Source organism: Methanolobus sp. ZRKC3 (assembly GCF_045291275.1).
GTDB lineage: Archaea > Halobacteriota > Methanosarcinia > Methanosarcinales > Methanosarcinaceae > Methanolobus.
In genome coordinates this window covers 1,203,823-1,225,006 of sequence record NZ_CP146982.1, presented here as the reverse complement: position 1 = coordinate 1,225,006, position 21,184 = coordinate 1,203,823, and the positions used below count along the sequence as shown (strand labels likewise).

The 21,184-nt window shown below is 41.9% G+C and carries 14 protein-coding genes and 1 pseudogene; 14 read left to right on the top strand and 1 reads right to left on the bottom strand.

Translation table 11 applies throughout. The features are described from left to right. Positions 1 to 235: 235 nt before the first annotated feature. The 9 genes from V7O66_RS06135 (at position 236) to V7O66_RS06095 (ending at position 11,252) form a co-directional block, all read left to right on the top strand. Positions 236 to 358 (top strand): hypothetical protein, encoded by a 123-nt coding sequence (locus V7O66_RS06135; protein ID WP_406662218.1) that lies wholly within the window; start codon positions 236 to 238, stop codon positions 356 to 358. A gap of 39 nt (positions 359 to 397) precedes the next feature. Continuing rightward, positions 398 to 1,453, top strand: coding sequence for an L-threonylcarbamoyladenylate synthase (locus V7O66_RS06130; protein WP_406662216.1), 1,056 nt, complete (start codon positions 398 to 400; stop codon positions 1,451 to 1,453). Between the two features lie 9 nt (positions 1,454 to 1,462). Continuing rightward, positions 1,463 to 1,705: a hypothetical protein gene (locus V7O66_RS06125; protein WP_406662214.1), complete on the top strand. Its 243-nt coding sequence runs from the start codon at positions 1,463 to 1,465 to the stop codon at positions 1,703 to 1,705. A gap of 434 nt (positions 1,706 to 2,139) precedes the next feature. Further along, positions 2,140 to 3,642, top strand: coding sequence for a cohesin domain-containing protein (locus V7O66_RS06120; RefSeq protein ID WP_406662212.1), 1,503 nt, complete (start codon positions 2,140 to 2,142; stop codon positions 3,640 to 3,642). Between the two features lie 200 nt (positions 3,643 to 3,842). Further along, positions 3,843 to 4,256 carry a hypothetical protein gene (locus tag V7O66_RS06115; protein WP_406662210.1) on the top strand — a complete coding sequence of 138 codons (414 nt, stop codon included), beginning with the start codon at positions 3,843 to 3,845 and terminating at the stop codon, positions 4,254 to 4,256. Positions 4,257 to 4,502: 246 nt separating this feature from the next. Next, positions 4,503 to 8,633, top strand: coding sequence for a DUF1194 domain-containing protein (locus V7O66_RS06110; RefSeq protein ID WP_406662208.1), 4,131 nt, complete (start codon positions 4,503 to 4,505; stop codon positions 8,631 to 8,633). Positions 8,634 to 8,646: 13 nt separating this feature from the next. After that, complete coding sequence (locus V7O66_RS06105; protein WP_406662205.1) at positions 8,647 to 10,134, top strand: cohesin domain-containing protein; 1,488 nt, start codon at positions 8,647 to 8,649, stop codon at positions 10,132 to 10,134. A 192-nt stretch (positions 10,135 to 10,326) separates the two neighbouring features. Beyond that, entirely contained in the window at positions 10,327 to 10,860 is a 534-nt protein-coding gene (locus V7O66_RS06100) for a hypothetical protein (protein ID WP_406662203.1), read from the top strand. A gap of 152 nt (positions 10,861 to 11,012) precedes the next feature. Further along, positions 11,013 to 11,252 carry a winged helix-turn-helix domain-containing protein gene (locus tag V7O66_RS06095; RefSeq protein ID WP_406659993.1) on the top strand — a complete coding sequence of 80 codons (240 nt, stop codon included), beginning with the start codon at positions 11,013 to 11,015 and terminating at the stop codon, positions 11,250 to 11,252. A gap of 28 nt (positions 11,253 to 11,280) precedes the next feature. Here the strand turns inward: V7O66_RS06095 and V7O66_RS06090 are convergent. Further along, a pseudogene (locus V7O66_RS06090) lies at positions 11,281 to 11,544 on the bottom strand (IS5/IS1182 family transposase); the annotation flags it as partial. 222 nt (positions 11,545 to 11,766) lie between these two features. Between V7O66_RS06090 and V7O66_RS06085 the strand changes: the two are divergent. The 5 genes from V7O66_RS06085 to artB all read left to right on the top strand — a co-directional run bounded on the left by V7O66_RS06085 (position 11,767) and on the right by artB (position 21,156). Continuing rightward, a complete protein-coding gene (locus tag V7O66_RS06085; RefSeq protein ID WP_406662201.1) occupies positions 11,767 to 12,492 on the top strand; it encodes a hypothetical protein in 726 nt (241 codons plus the stop codon). Positions 12,493 to 12,861: 369 nt separating this feature from the next. Then, a complete protein-coding gene (locus V7O66_RS06080) occupies positions 12,862 to 13,545 on the top strand; it encodes a hypothetical protein (protein WP_406662199.1) in 684 nt (227 codons plus the stop codon). A gap of 179 nt (positions 13,546 to 13,724) precedes the next feature. Then, entirely contained in the window at positions 13,725 to 18,698 is a 4,974-nt protein-coding gene (locus V7O66_RS06075) for a hypothetical protein (RefSeq protein WP_406662197.1), read from the top strand. A 244-nt stretch (positions 18,699 to 18,942) separates the two neighbouring features. Next, on the top strand, positions 18,943 to 20,487 hold the full coding sequence (locus V7O66_RS06070) for a hypothetical protein (RefSeq protein WP_406662195.1): 1,545 nt from the start codon (positions 18,943 to 18,945) through the stop codon (positions 20,485 to 20,487). Positions 20,488 to 20,532: 45 nt separating this feature from the next. Beyond that, positions 20,533 to 21,156, top strand: a complete 624-nt coding sequence (artB, locus tag V7O66_RS06065; RefSeq protein WP_406662193.1) for an archaeosortase B — start codon at positions 20,533 to 20,535, stop codon at positions 21,154 to 21,156. The last annotated feature ends 28 nt before the right edge of the window (positions 21,157 to 21,184 follow it).

Here is a 21,184-nt window from a genome sequence, read left to right as displayed (position 1 = left end):
TAACACTGTGAATGTAATTTGAACTCTCCAAATGTATAAAATATATTTGATTACTTTTATTAAACATAAATAAGTATGGGCATCAAAATCCTTATACCCTGCTCATATTAATATGTGAATTACAGCACCAATTGCCTGATTAATCCTCTGGGGACACTGCCATGATAAAAAGTATACTGATATTTTCTATCAACCTGAATATACTATCTAATATGCGGATATTGCATTGAGTTGAGTGGAATTATCTTTGGAGCTACATGCAAGCGTACGGCAGGCGGTCGTTGCAGCCATGGATGATGTAATCCTTGATGACTGTGCAAGAATCCACCCTACATTAAGAAGTATCGTTGAAAAATAGAAATAGACATAAGTTTTGAAGCACTTTATGGTTCAATAAATGAAAACATATAGAACCCGAATATTCCGAATTGATGAAAACAATCTGGAAGAAGCAATCGCTGAAGCTGCAGCGATTATTAAAGAAGGTGGTACAGTTGCTTTTCCCACTGAAACCGTTTATGGACTGGGTGCCGATGCATTGAATCCTGAGGCAGTTAAGGCAATTTTTCAGGCAAAAGGCCGGCCAGCCGATAATCCGTTGATAGTGCATGTCAGCTCAAAAGAGCAATGTGAAAGTCTCGTAAAAAATATTTCTGATAAAGCTGTACTTCTAATGAACATATTCTGGCCAGGTCCACTCACGCTGATAATGGAGCGTAAGCAAGTAGTTCCTGATATTACGACCGGGGGACTTGATACCGTTGCTCTGCGCATGCCGGATAACAAAGTTGCCATGGAGCTTATCAAATGTTCCGGAAAAGCGATTGCTGCTCCTAGTGCTAACAGGTCTGGAAAGCCAAGTCCTACAACTGCAGAGCATGTAATTTCAGACCTCGATGGGAGAATTGACGTGGTTATAGACGGAGGTCCTGTTATAGTAGGCGTTGAATCCACTGTAATAGATATGACTACAGAACCTCCTGCCATATTAAGACCGGGAATGGTAAGCCAGCAAGATATAGAAAATGAAATCGGCTCGGTGGATATTGGTTATGATGATAAGGTGCATCCTGATAATAAAGAGGTTCGCTCCCCTGGTATGAAATACACCCATTATTCGCCGGATGCAAATGTTATTCTTGTGGAAGGGAATAATGAAAATGTTACTAAAAAAATATCTCAAATGTTTTCAGACTTCCAAATGCGTGGGGCAAAGATCGGTTTGCTGCTAACTGAGGAAAGTGCAAAGCATTTTGTATCCAAAGAGATATTCTCTCTTGGTAGAAAGGATAAGCCGGAGGAAACAGCATCCAGTTTGTTCTTCGGGCTACGATATATGGATGAAAAAAAGGTCGATGTTATTCTTGTTGACGGTTCTTTTAGCCATCTGGGAGTTGGCGCAGCAGTCAGTAACCGAATAAGAAAGGCAGCGGAAATGATAATCAAGGTTTGATGTGAAAGTATGGATCAAAATAAAAAACAAGAACTTAATGAGAGGCAGAGGCAGATAGCAAATCTCCATAGGAATAAGAAAATATTGAGATCGAACGTCCTTATATTGAGTGTAGGTCTTGCACTTTCCTTTATCGGAAAAGAATCAATAGGTGAGCCCATCATCTGGTTGGGAATCATTATCTTTGCATATACTACCTATTCAAATATCACAATAAAGAAATCATTAAAACAGCAGAAGAGGAAAGTCTGAAGCAGGTTCATGTTTAAAAATAAGATTAAATTCATACTTAGCAATAATACAAAGATATGTTTCCTCTGGTTTTATTAGTCGTGAAGTGAAATGTATTATAGGTGGTCATGATTTGTCTCCATGTTTGTCTCTATGAGCTCAAATTTTGGGTAAGGGCATAAATATTTACTTTTCGCCGAAATACCACCAGCGTACCACCGAAAAGCAAATCCGGGAAATGGGTGAAACTCCAGTCGCTCATTTCTCAACCTTTTCTGTTTTCTCTTTTTATTAGTTTTTTGATATATCGAGATCTGATATTCAGAACAAAATAATTTATTTGTTTGTAGTTTATCATAGGAAGATATTTATCGTCAGAATTTAAATTCCATATCTAACTTACTTAACACATTTGAAATTGTGTCTGAAAATCAGTAATGGGGGTTACATATATAATGAATTTTAGAACTGGAGTATTGAAGTATTCAATTGCAGTTTTGTTACTTTTAGCAATAACAATCGGAAGTGCATCTGCAGCAGGATATGTTTACATATCGCCTGAATCGCCTGAAGGATTATCTCCTGGTGATACTTTTACATTAAGCATAATTGTAGATTCACAGGGCAATGACCTGACAGCTATAGGTGTATCACTAAATTATGATCAAAATGCATTGAAAGTGACTGGCTTAACGGAAGAGGGTGCTTTTGGCACAAAGATGCTTGTTGGGCCAGGAAGCGGAGATGATGGCCAGGGAGCGATAAAATATGAAATTGCGGCCGTAGGTGATACTCACCAGGTCTCTGACGAGAAATTCCTGACTATCGAGTTCCAGGTGAAAACTGATTCCGAAGACGGAACTTATCCTGTAAGTTTTGAAGAGGTAAGACTAATTGATGAGAATAGAAATGATATCTCTGGTGAAGCAACAGGTGCTTTTGTTCTGATCGGGGATGCTTCAGTTGAAGATACGGAAGTTCCTGAGACAATTGGCCTTGGGGATGTGGAAAAGTCTGCTACCATTCCAACAACAACAAGTACATTAGAGTCAACTGCTGAATCCCAACTTGAATATGAATATGTATTTGGATTCCATCCGGAAGATTATCATGTCGTAAGTCAGCGTGGTTCATCTAATATTCAGGAGGGGAATAAAGCTGATATGCTCATGCTTGAAAGCAAACTGAATACTAATTTTGAGAATGAATTATTTTATCCTCGGGGTAAGATCATATCTCTGGGGACAAATTCAGCAGGATCTCTGGTTGTTATCTTCTATGAACCCTTAGTAGAGCAGTCTGACATTGATGGTATTTACGCTATTATTGATGGCGAAGCAAAAACTATGGGAATTGATGACGTACCGGTCGAATTCGGGTCTGGTACAGGTTCCCAGGTCAGTGATGTCTTGCATGATCTGATCGGCAATGTAAAAACAATGAATGGAATATCTCTTGCATCTCTTGCAGACGATAAAAGTTCAGTATACGATCCTTCTGTGATCGGAACCGCAGGACAAATACCTGAAATAGAAAATGAGAAAGAGTCCTGGCAATGGTTCTTCCAGGATAGTTATAGGATCTCCCTGGATACAGAAGATGAACTGGAACCTTACATCCTCAGTGGAATAATTGTAAGTACAGGTGTATCTAGCAATGGCTACTTTGAAGTAAGGATCAACGAAAATGCAGATATCGACAGGAGCACAATTATCAGCGATATATATGAGATAATAGATGCTAAGGCTCAAAATATCGGAATATCTGATGTGCCGGTAGTCTTCAAACTAAGTACCCTTAAAGATGATGATTTAGGGTCGTTGCAGGAACAGGGGGCAGAAAATATGTATGATGCCGAAAGTGAAGCCAAGGAAACTCCTGGTTTTGGTTTCATTGCAGGGCTGATGTCCATGTCTATGGTTTACTGCCTGAGAAGATTTTCTACTCGGTCTAGATAAAAATACAGTATATGTGTGCAGGTCCATATTCAAAAGCATAATTCAGATTTGAGTTCAGAATTTAAATTGGCCTGCATATTCTTATTTCATATAATAATTTTTTGTGGATATGAATAACTTAACTTAGTATAGATATATATGTTCCGAAAAACAGATTGCACATCTAATACAAAAAAGCAAATCCCGGGGGGTATGGAATTATGGAAACGATACGAATGATGCCTTTTTTTAAAAGATTCTTCCTTTATGTGACTGTGTTGTTCATCGCATGGTCGCCGGTTGGGGGAAGATATTTTAGTGCTCCTAATGTAAATCTTGAAAATTTCATTTTGTTCTATATACCTTTGAATTTCATTCCTTTCATGGCTCTCATACTTGCATCTGCTCTGGGGAGAAGCAGAACGATTCGAATTCTTATTATGGGATTGGTGCTAACAATAGCATTTAATCTTCTGATTATCTTCCTGCAGCTAATGTTCATTTCATATCAGGAACAACTGCTCTATATATATGCCATCGGAAGGATTGCTTTCCCATTCCTTTTATGGGTGACATTCACGTATGATATGATCTTCAGTCTTGAACCGACTACCATGAAAGCTGAAAGTGAATAAATAAGAACAATTTGTTACGTAACTATGTTACGTAACTATGTTCGCAACATTTATTCCAGAGCAATTGTCTGAATCTCTATTTCTTATCGGTTTATAACTTCTAACATACAATCTTTATCTGGGGTTGTCAGTGGGTACGTCCAAGGCAACTTTACTTGGGTATCATTAAACGCATTTAACGAGTGGAGACGAAGTCATGTTTGATGGTATCGGAAGTCGGTATGGCTAGAAAGGAGGATTTTAAGGATGAAAGTAAAGATCCAGCACCAAATTTTAATAGTTGCTATTGCTCTTATTGCAATTTTTATGGTAGCAGCTACTGCAAGTGCTGATGAACACGAAGTAAACACATTGCGGATCTATGGTGAAAATGGATACAGTGCCGCATTCCCATACACTGATCCAGAAGGACCGTTCGATCCTATGAATGTAGAATCGCCAATGAAAGATTTTGTTACATTTAATCCTGCATTAATGGAAGATGGTATTGTTGCAAACAATATCGATTCCAAGCAGAAGGTATTCGCCAGACAGTGGTTCGTACCTGAATACACCGAACCAACCGGTATGGTATGGCTCGATGACTTCAGATGCGTAATAGGCACTGATGGCGCTCAGACAGAAGAAGTCGTAAGTCAGGACAATGCTGAATTATTCAGACGCCCACCTGTTGACTGGCATGCTGAGTGGATACCTGATCACAATGAATATGTCTGGGAAGATGTAGTAACAGACTATACCTACATGTTCGTAGACAAGCACTACCAGCCAAGAGCTGCAACCGCAAAGAGCCCAACAAGGTCCTACTGGACTACTTTCTGGTTCCCTGTTGCAGACAACGATGATGATCAGATCGGTCTTGATGGCTACGATATCAACTACGATGGTGTAGACGATATGGTTGTCCTTAAGAAGGTCGGTGACTTCAACCGCGATGGCTACAAGGATATACAGATCAGTTCCGATCTTCTGGGTGTAGGAGTCGGTGAAAAAGTACAGTTCCTTGACCACATTGTAGAAGTCGAAGGTATCTATTACGATGGACAGGGTCAGGTTGACAGAGTCGCTGTATATATATATTACACCGGTAACGATGAACCTGAGCAGATTGGTGGACTGCACTCCGTTGACGTTGAAGGCTGGGATGGCCTTAGCGCAGGACGTCACACAGTATCAATGAATGATCCACAGTTCTATGAACCATGGTACCTTGAGATTGAAGCTACAGGCGTATTCCATGACAAGATTCTGATGACAGTAGGACGTCAGCTCTACACAAGAGAGACATTCTTCGTAGATGGTGCAGAATATGATGTTGCTGCAATCTATGGTCCTGAATATGACTCAGTCAAGTACATCACAATCAGGAACCCAGTACCAGAACACCAGGATGTTGTACTTAATGACCTCTCAATTGTCAAAGAAATGGTTGACAATGAAGAAGCTCTTCCATTGCTGCCACCATTCAACAAGGTGCACACAATGGTAGATGACATCAATATTCCACACAGTGAGAACTGCTGTGATGACACAGGATATGTAGGTTCAAGTCTCAACATGAATGCTCCTGACGGAGAGTGGTACATGGACGACTGCATATACACTGCATATGACACAGTAGAAGAGCGTAAGATCTACGATGTCGACCCATTGTTTATCTACTTCACTGACAAGGATATTGAACCAAGGTTCCACACCAATCTCCTCGAGATGCTCGATGAAGGTGCAGAACTTAGCTCAATTGAAGGTGACGAGGCATGGAAGTGGCTACACATCCGTACAATGCCAGACTTCTACAAGACTTTCGTATACCCAGCACTGCCTGATGCAGATGATGGTACAGGTGACTTCCTGTTCACAAGTTCCTTCAGAGCAGAGAATTCTGAGCTGTGTGATAACTATGAGGAATACATCTGCAACCCTGACAACTTCGTCTGGCCACAGAGACTTATGTTCGTCTATGACCAGGAAACAGGGGCAGAAGATATCTATGTTAATGAAATAGACACCGAGACCAATGGACTCAGAGTCTATGGTGAAAACAACATGGATGCAGCATTCCCATACACTGATCCAGAAGCACCATTTGACCCATTGAATGAAGAAGCACCTAAGAAGGACTTCGTAACACTCAATCCAGCCAAGATCAAGGCAGGAATTGTTGTGGATAACAAGGACTCACACGAGAAGGTATTCTTCAGACAGTGGTTCGTACCTGAATACGATGAACCAACAGGTCGCGTATGGCTCGATGAGCCAAACAAGTACATCTGGGAAGATGTCGTGAACGAATACACTTACATGTTCGTTGACAAGCACTTCCAGCCAACAAGGGGTATGGCAACACCTGATGGAACCCCACGTAGACCGTTTGATCCAAGGCAGACTTATTCATTCTGGACACACTTCTGGTTCCCAGCTGCAGATAACGATGCTAACCAGATCGGTCTTGACAGTTTCGACATTAACTATGACGGTAAGGATGACCTGACATACCTGATGGCAGTTTCTGACTTCAACCAGGATGGAAGAAAGGATGTTGCTCTCGGCTCTGAGATATTCGCACTCGCTGTTGGTGACAGGATACAGTTCCTTGACCACATTGTAGAGATCGAAGGTATCTATTACGATGGACAGGGCGAGATCGACAGAGTTGCTGTAAAGGTATTCTACAACGGTAACAACGAACAGAACCCAACATACCCAGGCCCAGAACAGATTGGAGGTCTACACTCCATAGATGTCGAGCAGGGACTACTGAGTTCAGGACGTCACACCGTAAGCATGGGTACACCAAACTTCTATGAACCATGGGTAATGCAGATCTTTGGTACCAGCACAGATAGCAGCAAGGTATTGATCCGTGTCGCACGTCTGGTCCACACAGGTGAGTCATTCTTCGTAGACGGTGCAGAATATGCTGTTGCAATGATATATGGTCCTGAAGATAACACTGTCAAGTACATTACCATCAGGAACCCAATACCAGAACACCAGGATGTCAAGCTCAATGACCTCTCAGTAACCAAGGAAATGGTTGATAACAATGAGATCATACCAGTGCTCCCACCATTCAATGGCGACCACATTATGATCGATGACATTGACATTCCACACTATGTGCCAGGAGCCGAAGATACAACATGCTACTATGGACAGTACCGCGACTTCAGTGAAACCGATGATCTGCTTTGGTATCACGACCAGTACATCAACCCTGCCTACGACACAGTAGCAGAACGCATGTTCCTTAACGTGCCAGCAACTGAGATATACTTCACTGGTAAGGACTATGAGGACAGGTTCCACACCAACCTCCTGGAAATTCTCAGAGAAGGATGCATCAATGATAAAGCAACTGTCCCAGTAGAAACTGAGGAAACCTGGAAGTGGCTACACATCCGTACAATGCCAGACTTCTACAAGGAGTTTGTCTACCCAGATGTGCCAAATGCAGGCGGAGATGGTGACTACCTGTTGACCAGTTCATTCACAGCACCAAACTCAAAGTTCTGTGATGGCGATGGCGATCAGCAGAATACCGATATGTTCTTCCTGATAGATGGATCTGGAAGCATTAGCGGAGCTGACTTTGTTCTACAGAAGACCGGTATTGCAAATGCTATAGCCAATCCTGCAATTGTACCACAGGATGGATCAGTTTCAGTATGTGCAATCCAGTTTGGATCAGCCACAACTCTTGGGGTTCCATTGACACCTATCAACAGTCAGGCAGATGCTAATGGCATTGCAGCTGCAATTCTAGCTATGCCACAGGATAACGGCGGCACAGGTATGGCAGCTGGAATCAATATGGCAGTGGCTAACCTCCCAGCTGTTCAATCCGGAAAGCAAGTGATTGACCTTTCAACGGATGGTTTCCCAAACAACGCGGCAGCTACAATCGCATCACGAGATGCTGCTATAGCAGCTGGCTTTGAAGCAGTAAATACGCTTGGAGTAGGTCCTGCCGATGAAGCATTCCTGAGAGGTCTGGCTTATCCACAACCTTCTACTGACTATCCAGGCGCATACTCATATGCCGCTAATTTCGGTGAGTTTGCAGCTGTGGTAGAAGAGAAGATTGCTAAGGAGATTGAGCCTTCATTCCAGAGAATGATGTTCACCTTCGATCCAACTGATGGAACTGGTATCTACATGAACGGTGGAGCACCAGCACTACCTCCAGTAGTAGATGAGATGAAGGGTGACAGCAACGGTGACGGTCATGTAAACATCATTGACTTCGCAGCATTTGCTCAGGCATACAACACTGTAGTAGGCGATGAGAAATACAATGTTGTCTTCGACTTCAATGACGATGACAAGATTGACATCATTGACTTCGCAGCATTTGCTCAGGCATATGAGTTCTAACCGAGGTGCAATCATGACAAATAAAAAGACGAAGGGTTTGGTGGTTTCGACTACCTCCCTTTTAATATTTTGTGCATGTTTCATTGTAGGCATTGGTCTTGCAGCAGCAGCACCATCAGTTTCCATTGATCCGGCACTTGTAGATGGTCTTGCTCCAGGAGATCCCTTTTCAGTAGATGTGAATGTAGATTCAGATGGATCTACCCTCTCAGCTCTGGAATTAAGTTTGGAGTATGATAATGCTTTCAGTGTAACTGGAGCTACTTACAGTGGTCTGATGGGTCCGCAAAATTCAGATGTATTTATCGTCCAGGATCTGACTGATGATGGTGAGATATCATTTGCTATCGCAGATGCAACTCCTGCTGCACAGGCAGGTTCCCTGCTTACCGTAGACTTTGAAGTAAAAGTAGGTGCAGCAGATGGGCTATACCCACTTGATCTGATGGATGTTATGCTTGTGAATGGCGGAGATGCCATACCAGGTGTAGTTATCAACGACGGTGAGGCAGAAATCGGTGATGGCGTAGTGGTTCCTGGAGAGGATCCATTCGTTCAGATCGTAGCCGATCCAGGTGTCTTCGGTGAGGGTGATGTCTTTGATGCAGTTGTAAGTCTTGATTCAGTGGATGACACAGTTTCCGCAGTGGAATTCGACATGATGTATCACAGCGGTGCTCTTAGTGTAACTGGAGCTACTTACAATGGTCTGATGGGTCCTGAAAGTACAGATGTGTTTATCGTCCAGGATCTGACAGATGATGGTGAGATATCATTTGCTCTTGCAGATGCTACTCCTTTCCCACAGGCTGGCGACTTCCTTACCATTCACTTTGAGGTAAAGGCTGGTGCTGCTGATGGATTCTACGACCTTGACCTTAAGGATGTCACAGTTGTAGATGGTGCAGCTCCTCTGCCTGATCTGGATGTATTTGATGACACTGTAGAGCTAAGCAGCGTGCCAACAGTACCACCAGTTGAAGGTATAGAACTGATGCCAGGCTGGAGCCTGATATCTATCCCAGAGACACTCGAGAACGCATCTATTGACAATGTACTACAGGACTTCAATAGTAGTGTGATTGACAGTATCTTCTATGATAACGCATGTACTGGTGCAATGGAAGTACCAACTGACTTTGAACCACTCAAAGCCTATTGGATACACAACAACCTGACAGAATCTGTTGTCATAAATGATGACTATCTGATACCACAGGTACCATCCACACCAGCATCCCTTACACTTTGTGAAGGATGGAATGCTATCGGCCACACTGCAGATGTAGAGTTGTCCGCTGAGATCAGTCTTACATCCATAGATGACTGCTATTCCAAGGTCAAAGGACCATGGATGCCAACCACAAACGAGTATGCATTTGTTGGATACAACGGAGTGGAAGGTGTCATCAATGGCAACCATGTAGGTACTGATGTCTTTAACATGAATATGTACGAAGGATTCTACGTATTCGTGGACGAGGAGTGTGTACTGGCCTGAGAAAGGCATATGAAACCAAAGAATTTTGCAGTGAGTTATTCTCACTGCTTTTTTGCTTTATCGAAGGTGGGACGTATGATAAATAATAAAAAATATTACATGTTACTATTACAAGTATCAGTCATTTTATTGGCGTTTATGGTAGTGCCGGTTTCAGCAAATGGCCCTCCTATTGTATTAGAGGGGAGCTTGATGGTTGACGGACAGCCTGCAGTTGCAGGAACAGAAGTCACAGTTGTAGCTGAAGGGAACACCGTAGCTAGAACAACGGTAACTAATGAAGGCTTTTTTGGCGATGAACGCAGCAACAGGCTTGGAGTTAGTTCAATTTATCAAATAGTTACTATGTATGTGGATGGGGTAGAAGCACAGACATTAGACCTTAGTGGATACATAACTGGCGAAGTAGTATCCCTGGATCTTACTGCATCTTCACCTGCACCTGTAACTGATGCTGGAACAAAGACCACAACCTCTGGCAGCAGTGGTGGCGGTGGCGGCTTCAGTAGTGTTGGTGCTGGAGAAGAAATTGAAACTACCAGTGCTACTGAAGAAGTCGGGGATGAACAGGAAATTGTACTTCAAGGTCCTTCGGAGGATCTGAATGCAGAAGAGGGTGAGCCTGTACCCGTAAGCACATCACAAGGCAGCAATGCAATTGTCGTTTTAGGCATAGTCCTTGTTGTAGCTGTGATTGGAATTTACATGTATAAGACCAGAAAATGATATTGATGGTTAACGCTGGGATGAATTGGGGCATTCCAGCTGTATTCATTTGGCATTAAGTAAACGTTCATTTATGAATTCAGCAGTGAAAACAATGTCAAAGACTATGAATGTAAATTTAGTACATTGCGCAAAATTTAGATGATTTACTAGTGGATGTGGTTATTATCAGAAGAAGCAGAACTGCCATTAGTGTGGAAATATTAAAGGCTGCAATGGAAGGATCCAAGAAGACGCACATAGTTTACAGTGCAAATCTAAACTTTGATATGGTCAACAGGTATCTTGTTATGTTGGAGGAAAAAGGATTGATCGAACATAAGGGGAATATATATGTGACCACTAGCAAAGGAAAAGAATTCCAGGAAATTGCAAAGGAACTGGGACTTTGAGTTTATCACTCCATAACCTACATACATATTACAAATAAATGGGTTCTGTAGAATTCCTCATTTGAACAATAAAAATAATCTTGACATACCTATCAAGGTTATGCACTAATAGTTTGAATTAGACTTTTTTTGCTTGATTCCAGTACTTTTTTGCCTAATATCTTCACTATATTTTCCTTTTTAGAACAGGGAACATCATTTCGACCAGATTTCTATTATGGTATAGTTCCTCATCAAATTGCTATGCCATTTTTCTATGGTACATGCCTTTGATTTTCTTTCTTTTTTTACATGCATCTCTTAATAGTAAATAACATTTAAAATTATTTATTTAGATAGATATGTACTTATATGTTCACAATAATTGTCCGTTACGTGCTTTCTATGTACACAAATGGTTGTATGTAGGGTCATGGTACTTATACAAATGACCAAACTAATTGGATAGTAGATGAGCTGGCAGATACCACTAATCTGCTAAAACAAATTCAAAAACATTTACTGGAGGAATATAGTGCTCCGCGATCTAACATATGCAATGATACCCTATCCGATCCATAAAAAGATAGTTGAATGGAAATGCAAATTCGGCAAACAGGACGAACAATTGGTTGACAGCCACCTTGCACTATATCCCCATTCGCTTGACATAAACAAAGTGATCAAGGAAGATATTAATAAATGCGTCAGTTTTTTACCCTACTGTGCTAAACCGATGGGTGACCATGAGTGTCCGGTATCGGACAAAGTTCACAAAAGAAAGAACCAGAGGTGTATGAAAATCTCTGGAGGTAAATGTGATGTCCCTTGCACTCTTGGTGACATGGTTGATGTTCTTATGAAGCATGGTTTCACGAAGAATCAAATTTTCATAATAGATAAGGATGCAAATCTTTTTCCCTGGCTCGTCCAGAAGAGGAAAGAGGGTTATGAGTATTTCATGCCAGGCGTAGGTTGCAAATATGGTGTTTCGTATGCAATTGACTATATTGGCAAAAAATTAGGCTACAAAGGCTGTATTGCTTTTATTGATGATTATTGCTCAAGTGACACAAAAAATGGTGTCTGCAAATGTATGGGCGATTATATTGGAATGGAAGGCCTGGATAAAGGTAAAATGACAAAGATGCATAAAAGTACAATTATCATGATGGAAAATATACTCTCGGGGAACTATAAAACTATAGAAGATGTAACTCGTAGTCCACCTCACAAAGATGAGATTTCTTCAAGTGTATGATGCTGTCGCTTTTCAGACGCATCCTGATTAAATTTTAACTGAACCTTCACTGTAGATTTTCTCTAATTTTTCAGGCTTATTTGTATATTTTTGAGTTTCTGAAAAAAAGGTTATATTTTTCGATATTTTATTACTAATGCTAAGGTATTAAAACCATTATTTAGCTATATTAATATGGAGAAATTAAGGCTCTGTAGAATAGCTATCAAAATTAATATCATCAGGATTTAATTGGCATTTGTCATCATTATCTAATGGTAAATTTCAAAAAATTGTTAACTTTCATTCTCGTCTGAATATCGAGGATTTATACAAAGCTGAATTTATGTGCATCCCCAGTGGATGTAGCTACTAAGGGGAGTGTCAGCAATGAAAATATCAGTGTTGGAGAGAGTATACTCATTTATTCCATATTCACTAAATAAGAGATTGATCGAAAAAAGATTGAATACTATTCGAATAAATGAACAATTACTCAGTTGCAGTGTGGCTGTCTCCTCACCATCTCTCGACCTGCAGAAAATAGTGGCTGATGAGCTGGATAGTTGTGTATCTTTTATTCCTTACTGCGCCAAACCTCTCGACAATTATGTTTGCCCTGTATCTGACAAACAAGTGTCTAGAAAGAACAGAAAATGCTTAAAACTCAACAATAAAAAATGTAATATACCCTGTTCTCTGGGTGACATGGTAGACACACTGAAAGAAAAAGGTTTCACCAAAGATAGGATTCTTATAATTGATCGTGATTCCAATCTTTTTCCATGGCTTGAACAGAAAAAAAGGGAAGGTTACAAATATTTTCTTCCTGGTGTTGGATGTCATTATGGGGTAGGTTATGCATTGAAATACATTCAAAAAGAAATAGGTATGGAAGGCTGTATTGTATTCATTCAGGATTATGATCCTTTAGACAGCAGTCATGGCGTATGTAAAAGTATTTTCGATTACAACAGCATGGAAAAGACTGACAGGGGAAAAAGGACAAAGATAAGTGATGAATCTCTCAGGATCATTGAGGATATATTGTCCGGAAAACTTAACTTAAAATAAATGAGCTTAATTTTATTCTTAAAATAAATTCTATTTTCATACGGTTTTTGAAATTATACTACTGCATTATGTTACAGAGCATTTCTACTGATTTATGTTTGCTGCTATGATAAATACTCTTCTATCCAAATATTTCTTGATTAGAAATACCTCTTTTATTTATAATGGGTGGGGCAAACATGATAAAATGCAATACACTTTTTGTGATAGCTCTGGTGTTAATCGCAATATCAGGGACAGCGGCAGCTATCACCATTGATGGAGAAAGAAGCGCAAATGAATGGGATGATAACTGGGCCCTTGGACAGGATCAGGGTACAGGCTATGATATAAATGGTCCTTTTGGAGACAAGATGGTTGTTCTCCAGAATGGATTGTGGTATGACGAAGATCCTTCGGGTGATTCAGGTACCAGTTTCAGTGAAAGTATGGCTACAGAAGACACAACGGGATTAAATTTTAGTGGATATGACCTAATGGGACTTTATGCTCGTTATGACACTGTAGGTGATGTCCTCTATGGTATGACTACCGTATATGGCCTTCCTGGTGATCTTGATGGTGACGGAGGCATAGCTGGTCTTGTGGCAAATGGTGATACTTCTGGACCTGTCACTGCACGACCGATTACCGGTGTAGGAGTTGGTGAACAGTTCAGTATTGCACTGACCCAAGGTGGACAAAGTCTACTGATCGTCGTCTCAGGGAACGATTATTCCGTGGCAGTACTAAGCGGTAGCTTCCCTGGATTTGATGAATCAAATGTACTGGCATCCACTAGCCAGGGTCCAAATGCAGTATACGAGCTCTCAGTAACTGGACTTGCAGATCATTTCGACATGAGTCCTGGAGAAGGATTCGAAGTAAAAGTTATTGCAGGTGGTAATCTTGACATACCTGGAGAAGATCAGGCAAGTATATTCATTGAAATACCAAATCCTGATATTGACATCGAAAAGGCCACCAATGGCGATGATGCTGATGCTGCTCCCGGCCCTGGAATTCCTGAGGGCGACGCGCTCATATGGACCTATGTTGTAACAAATACGGGTAATGTGCCACTGGAAAATGTTGTTGTTACTGACGACAAACTTGGCATAATAACTGACTTAATTAGCAATGGTGATGGTGATGAAATACTCGTTATCGGTGAGACATGGATCTATGCAGTAGAAGGAGTTGCTGAATGTGGGCAGTATGAGAACGATGCCACAGTAGTTGGTTTCTTTGATGCAACTCAGGTAGATGATAATGACCCGAGTCATTACTTCGGTGAATGTCCTGAGATAGATATTGAGAAGGCAACAAACGGTGAAGATGCCGACACTGCTCCTGGTCCTGGAATCCCTGAAGGGGATGCTGTGACCTGGACCTACGTAGTAACCAACACAGGTAATGTTGACCTTACAAACATTCAGGTAACTGACAATGTTCTTGGTGCTATCAGCAACATAATCGATCAGGCTGATGGTGACGATACACTTGCTGTTGGTGAATCCTGGATACTCGAAGCTACAGGTGATGCTGAATGTGGACCGTACGAGAACGAAGCTACAGTTACAGGTGACAGTGGTGATACAACAGTTGATGACAGTGATCTGAGTCACTACTTCGGTGAATGTCCTGAGATAGACATCGAGAAGGCAACAAACGGTGAGGATGCCGACACTGCTCCTGGTCCTGGAATTCCTGAAGGGGATGTAGTGACCTGGACCTACGTAGTAACCAACACAGGTAATGTTGACCTTACAAACATTCAGGTAGCTGACAATGTTCTTGGTGCTATCACCAACATAATTGACAAGGCCGATGGTGACGATATCCTTGCTGTTGGAGAATCATGGACACTGGAAGCAACAGGAACTGCTGAATGTGGACCGTACGAGAACGAAGCTACAGTTACAGGTGACAGTGGTGATACAACAGTTGATGACAGTGATCCGAGTCACTACTTCGGTGAATGTCCTGAGATAGACATCGAGAAGGCAACAAACGGTGAGGATGCCGACACTGCTCCTGGTCCTGGAATTCCTGAAGGGGATGTAGTGACCTGGACCTACGTAGTAACCAACACAGGTAATGTTGACCTTACAAACATTCAGGTAGCTGACAATGTTCTTGGTGCTATCACCAACATAATTGACAAGGCCGATGGTGACGATATCCTTGCTGTTGGAGAATCATGGACACTGGAAGCAACAGGAACTGCTGAATGTGGACCGTACGAGAACGAAGCTACAGTTACAGGTGACAGTGGTGATACAACAGTTGATGACAGTGATCCGAGTCACTACTTCGGTGAATGTCCTGAGATAGACATCGAGAAGGCAACAAACGGTGAAGATGCCGACACTGCTCCTGGTCCTGAAATCCCTGAAGGGGATGCTGTGACCTGGACCTATGTAGTAACCAACACAGGTAACGTTGACCTTACAAACATTCAGGTAACTGACAATGTTCTTGGTGCTATCACCAATATAATTGACAAGGCCGATGGTGACGATATCCTTGCTATTGGTGAATCCTGGACACTAGAGGCAACAGGAGATGCTGAATGTGGTCCATACGAGAACGAAGCTACAGTTACAGGTGACAGTGGTGATACAACAGTTGATGACAGTGATCTGAGTCATTACTTCGGTGAATGTCCTGAGATAGACATCGAGAAGGCAACAAATGGTGAAGATGCCGACACTGCTCCTGGTCCTGGAATCCCTGAAGGGGATGTAGTGACCTGGACCTATGTGGTAACCAACACTGGTAATGTTGACCTTACAAACATTCAGGTAACTGACAATGTTCTTGGTGCTATCACCAATATAGTTGATCAGGCTGATGGTGACGATACACTTGCTGTTGGAGAATCATGGACACTGGAAGCAACAGGAACTGCTGAATGTGGCCCATACGAGAACGAAGCTACAGTAACAGGTGACAGTGGCGATACAACAGTTGATGATAGTGACCTGAGTCACTACTTCGGTGAATGTCCCGGCATAGATATTGAGAAGGCAACAAACGGTGAGGATGCTGACGCTGCTCCTGGTCCTGGAATCCCTGAAGGGGATGTAGTGACCTGGACCTATGTGGTAACCAACACAGGTAATGTTGACCTTACAAACATTCAGGTAACTGACAATGTTCTTGGTGCTATCACCAATATAGTTGATCAGGCTGATGGTGACGATACACTTGCTGTTGGTGAATCCTGGATACTCGAAGCTACAGGTGATGCTGAATGTGGCCAGTACGAGAATGAAGCTACTGTTACTGGTGATGCAGATGGTACCCAATTGCTTGACGTTGACCTGAGTCACTACTTCGGTGAATGTCCTGGCATAGATATTGAGAAGGCAACAAACGGTGAGGATGCTGACGCTGCTCCTGGTCCTGGAATCCCTGAAGGGGATCTTGTGACCTGGACCTATGTGGTAACTAATACCGGTAATGTTGACCTTACAAACATTCAGGTAACTGACAATGTTCTTGGTGCTATCACCAATATAGTTGATCAGGCTGATGGTGACGATACACTTGCTGTTGGTGAATCCTGGATACTCGAAGCTACAGGTGATGCTGAATGTGGCCAGTACGAGAATGAAGCTACTGTTACTGGTGATGCAGATGGCACCCAATTGCTTGACGTTGATCTGAGTCACTACTTCGGTGAATGTCCTGGCATAGATATCGAGAAGGCAACAAACGGTGAAGATGCTGACACTGCTCCTGGTCCTGGAATCCCTGAAGGGGATGCTGTGACCTGGACCTATGTGGTAACTAATACCGGTAATGTTGACCTTACAAACATTCAGGTAACTGACAATGTTCTTGGTGCTATCACCAATATAGTTGATCAGGGTGATGGTGACGATACACTTGCTGTTGGTGAATCCTGGATACTCGAAGCTACAGGTGATGCTGAATGTGGCCAGTACGAGAATGAAGCTACAGTTACAGGTGATGCAGATGGTACTCAATTGATTGACGTCGATCTGAGTCATTACTTCGGTGAATGTCCTGATATCGACATCGAGAAGGCAACAAACGGTGAGGATGCTGATGCTGCTCCTGGACCTACACTGGATAATGGTGACGCTGTTACATGGACCTATGTGGTAACAAACACAGGTAACGTTGACCTTACTAACATCCAGGTAACTGACAATGTTCTTGGTGCTATCACCAATATAGTTGATCAGGGCGATGGTGACGATATCCTTGCTATTGGCGAATCATGGACACTGGAGGCAACAGGCAGTGCATCATGTGGTGATTATGTCAATCTTGGTACGGTTAACGGTGATTATAATGAAGTCACTGTGAGCGATGAGGATCCAAGTCACTACAATGTTGTCTGTGCACCAAACATTGATATCGAGAAGTCTACCAATGGTGTGGATGCAGATCTGGCACCTGGGCCAACACTTGCCTATGATTCAGATGTTACATGGACCTATATTGTCAGGAATACCGGTAATGTCCAGCTTACCGATATTGTTGTTAATGACGATAAGCTTGGTATCATAACCAACATAGTGGACCAAGGAAATGGTGATGATACACTTGTACCTGGTGAAGAATGGGTCTATGAGGCAACAGGTAAAGCTGAATGTGGCCAGTATGCCAACATTGCAGACGTAGTAGGTCAATATGGTGCCATTCCGGTAGTCGACAATGACCCAAGTCACTACAACGTGAACTGTGGACCTGACATAGATATTGAGAAATATATCAATGGAAAGGATGCTGACTCGCAACCAGGAGTTCTTCTTGCTGTGGGTGATGAGATCATATGGACCTTTGTTGTTGAGAATACAGGCAATGTCCCTCTGGAGAATGTAGTTGTTGATGATGACAAGCTTGGAGTGATCCCTGCATCAAGCATCATCTCAAAGAGCATCAACAATGACGACATTCTCGATCCTGGAGATGTCTGGACATATGAGCTCAGGACTACCGTGGAGGAATGTGTGCCGCAACACACGAATATCGCAGTTGCCACTGGTGAGTTTGAAGGTAGTGAGGTCACAGATGATGATCCTGCTAACTATTACTGCCAGCCTGTGGTACCAGTGCTAAGTCCTGTTGGAATGCTCTTGTTGATAGCAGTCCTTGGACTTGTAGGTACATTCTATACTGGAAGGAGGGAATAATTCCTCCTTTTTTTATTTCCAAAAAGACATTCTAATCTAACTGAATATAAATAATTTAATTGCTTTTTCAATCAATATTATGAAATAGAATCATTATTTTATGATTAATGAATATAAAATGCAAATGTTCCTTAGTTATTTTACTGAGCTAAGATACTGAATTATGTTTGCTGTATCGCTATATATTGTGGCGACTAACTCTTTATTGTATAAGTATAATCTTTAAAGTTGGGAGCGGAAAATAATGAACAAATTACATGTAATGTTCGGAATAATGTTAATTATCTTCTCCATCCCCAGTGCTATGGCAATATCCGTGAATGGGGTGCGTGGAGCTGGAGAATGGGATGAAAATTGGGCATTTGGACAGGATCAAGGTACAGGTTATGATCCACTCGGTCCATTTGGAGACAAGATGGTTATTTTTCAGAATGGATTGTGGTATGACGTAGATCCAATGAGGGACTCGGGTACACTTTTTAATGAAGATATGGCAACAGAAGACACAATGGGAACAAATTTTAGTGGATATGACTTAATGGGTTTCTATGCTCGCTATGACCCGGTAGGCGATGTACTCTATGGTATGTCCACAGTATATGGTATGCCAGGTGACCTTGATGGTGACGGAGCTATAGACAGTCGTGTGGCAAATGGTGATACTGCCGGACCTGTTACCGGAGAACCAATTGAAGGTATAGGAATTGGTGAGCAATTCAGTATTACAGTGGAACATAACTCAAAAGATGCGTTGATTCTCGTTTCGGGAAATGAAGTGAAGGTGACTGACCTTGGTGGTAACCCTATTAGTGTAACTGCCTTTGCAGCCAATGAGCCGGCAGCTCCAGCTCCAACAGTATACGAGATAGCAATAACCGGACTTGCAGATTATTTGGGTCTTGCTCCGGGTGAGTCTTTTTCCGTCAAAGTAATTGCTGGAGGAAACCTCGATATACCTGGAGAGGACCAGGCACAAATATTCATAGATATACCAAACCCTGAGATTGATATCGAAAAGGCAACCAATGGTGTAGATGCAGATAGTCCAACAGGTCCTGTACTTGGCCTTGGTGACATTGTCACATGGACCTATGTTGTAACTAATACTGGAGATGTACCTCTGGAAAATGTTGTTGTTACAGACAACAAAGAAGGAGTAATTTCCGATATCACCGACAAAGGTAATGGTGACGATATTCTTGATGTTGGGGAAGAATGGACATATGAAGAAACCGGCACAGCAGAATGTGGTCAGTATGCCAATGATGCAGATGTTGTAGGTTTTTATGGTGTCATACCTGTCACAGACGAAGACCCAAGTCACTACATCGTAAGATGTAGGCCTGAGATCGGCATCGAGAAGCATACCAATGGTCAGGATGCAGACTTCCCACAGGGCCCACAGATAGAAGTTGGCGAAACCATAACCTGGGAATACTTCGTAACAAACACTGGTAATGTACCATTGATAAACATCGTTGTTGTCGATGATCATCTTGGTGTAATACCAGATGCAAACATTGTTGACAAAGGTAATGGCGACGACATACTTGCTGTAGGTGAAACATGGACCTATGTAGTCACTGACACATTGCAAGAATGTATTCCTCAATACAAGAACATTGCAGATGTAACTGGTGAAGATGAACAAGGTACTGATGTTACCGATTCAGATCCAAGTCATTTCCACTGCCAGCCTATAGTTCCGGTACTGACACCTATTGGTATAATGGGCTTGATCGGTTCACTCGGAATTCTTGGAATAGTTACGCTAAGACGCCGTGACTAATTCCATTTTTTCTTTTTTGATAATCAATTTTCTCCTGGGGGAAGTATGTCTAAGAAAAACATAAAAGTTAAAGGTTCCAGAAAGCACGATAAAAGTGACAACAAAAGTGACAACAAAAGTGACAACATCCTAACTCAGAAAAAGAACTTCTTAATTGAGCTGGGAAAAAAGAATGTCCGCATAATCAAATTTATTGGGCCTTACTTGTTTTATATAGCACTTTTCACCGGGATCTATGTGCTATTCCAGGAGAGATTAATTTTTCTTAGTACAATGACGGCAAGTGCCCTATCATTTCTCATATCAGTATTCGGTGTGGAAAGTTCCGTATACGGTCAATCAGTTTACATGAATAACTTTTCAGTAAGGGTCATAGATGAGTGTACGGGTATGTATGAACTGTTTGTATATGCTGGTTGTGTGCTTGCTTATCCTACAACAATACGAAGTAAACTGATAGGAATTGTTCTGGGTATACCTGCAATGGTCATCATTAATATGGTCAGGTTGATATTCCTTTCATTTGTAGGTATGATGTACCCTGCACTTTTCAATTATGTGCATTACTATTTGTGGCAGGTGACATTCATCTTCTTGATCGTATTTACTATGGTGCTATGGATAGAAAAGGTTGTCAAGAACGAAATATTTGAAAAGCAGGATTATTAAATTTGAACTGCATCTGTGCGGTTTTGGG

Excerpts from the sequence above, each read along its gene's own strand:
- V7O66_RS06075 (WP_406662197.1), top strand. The coding sequence starts at position 13,725 with ATGATAAAATGCAATACACTTTTTGTGATAGCTCTGGTGTTAATCGCA.
- V7O66_RS06120 (WP_406662212.1), top strand. The coding sequence starts at position 2,140 with ATGAATTTTAGAACTGGAGTATTGAAGTATTCAATTGCAGTTTTGTTA.
- V7O66_RS06105 (WP_406662205.1), top strand. The coding sequence starts at position 8,647 with ATGACAAATAAAAAGACGAAGGGTTTGGTGGTTTCGACTACCTCCCTT.
- V7O66_RS06125 (WP_406662214.1), top strand. The coding sequence starts at position 1,463 with ATGGATCAAAATAAAAAACAAGAACTTAATGAGAGGCAGAGGCAGATA.
- artB (WP_406662193.1), top strand. The coding sequence starts at position 20,533 with ATGTCTAAGAAAAACATAAAAGTTAAAGGTTCCAGAAAGCACGATAAA.
- V7O66_RS06130 (WP_406662216.1), top strand. The coding sequence starts at position 398 with ATGAAAACATATAGAACCCGAATATTCCGAATTGATGAAAACAATCTG.
- V7O66_RS06110 (WP_406662208.1), top strand. The coding sequence starts at position 4,503 with ATGAAAGTAAAGATCCAGCACCAAATTTTAATAGTTGCTATTGCTCTT.
- V7O66_RS06100 (WP_406662203.1), top strand. The coding sequence starts at position 10,327 with ATGGTTGACGGACAGCCTGCAGTTGCAGGAACAGAAGTCACAGTTGTA.
- V7O66_RS06115 (WP_406662210.1), top strand. The coding sequence starts at position 3,843 with ATGGAAACGATACGAATGATGCCTTTTTTTAAAAGATTCTTCCTTTAT.
- V7O66_RS06080 (WP_406662199.1), top strand. The coding sequence starts at position 12,862 with ATGAAAATATCAGTGTTGGAGAGAGTATACTCATTTATTCCATATTCA.
- V7O66_RS06070 (WP_406662195.1), top strand. The coding sequence starts at position 18,943 with ATGAACAAATTACATGTAATGTTCGGAATAATGTTAATTATCTTCTCC.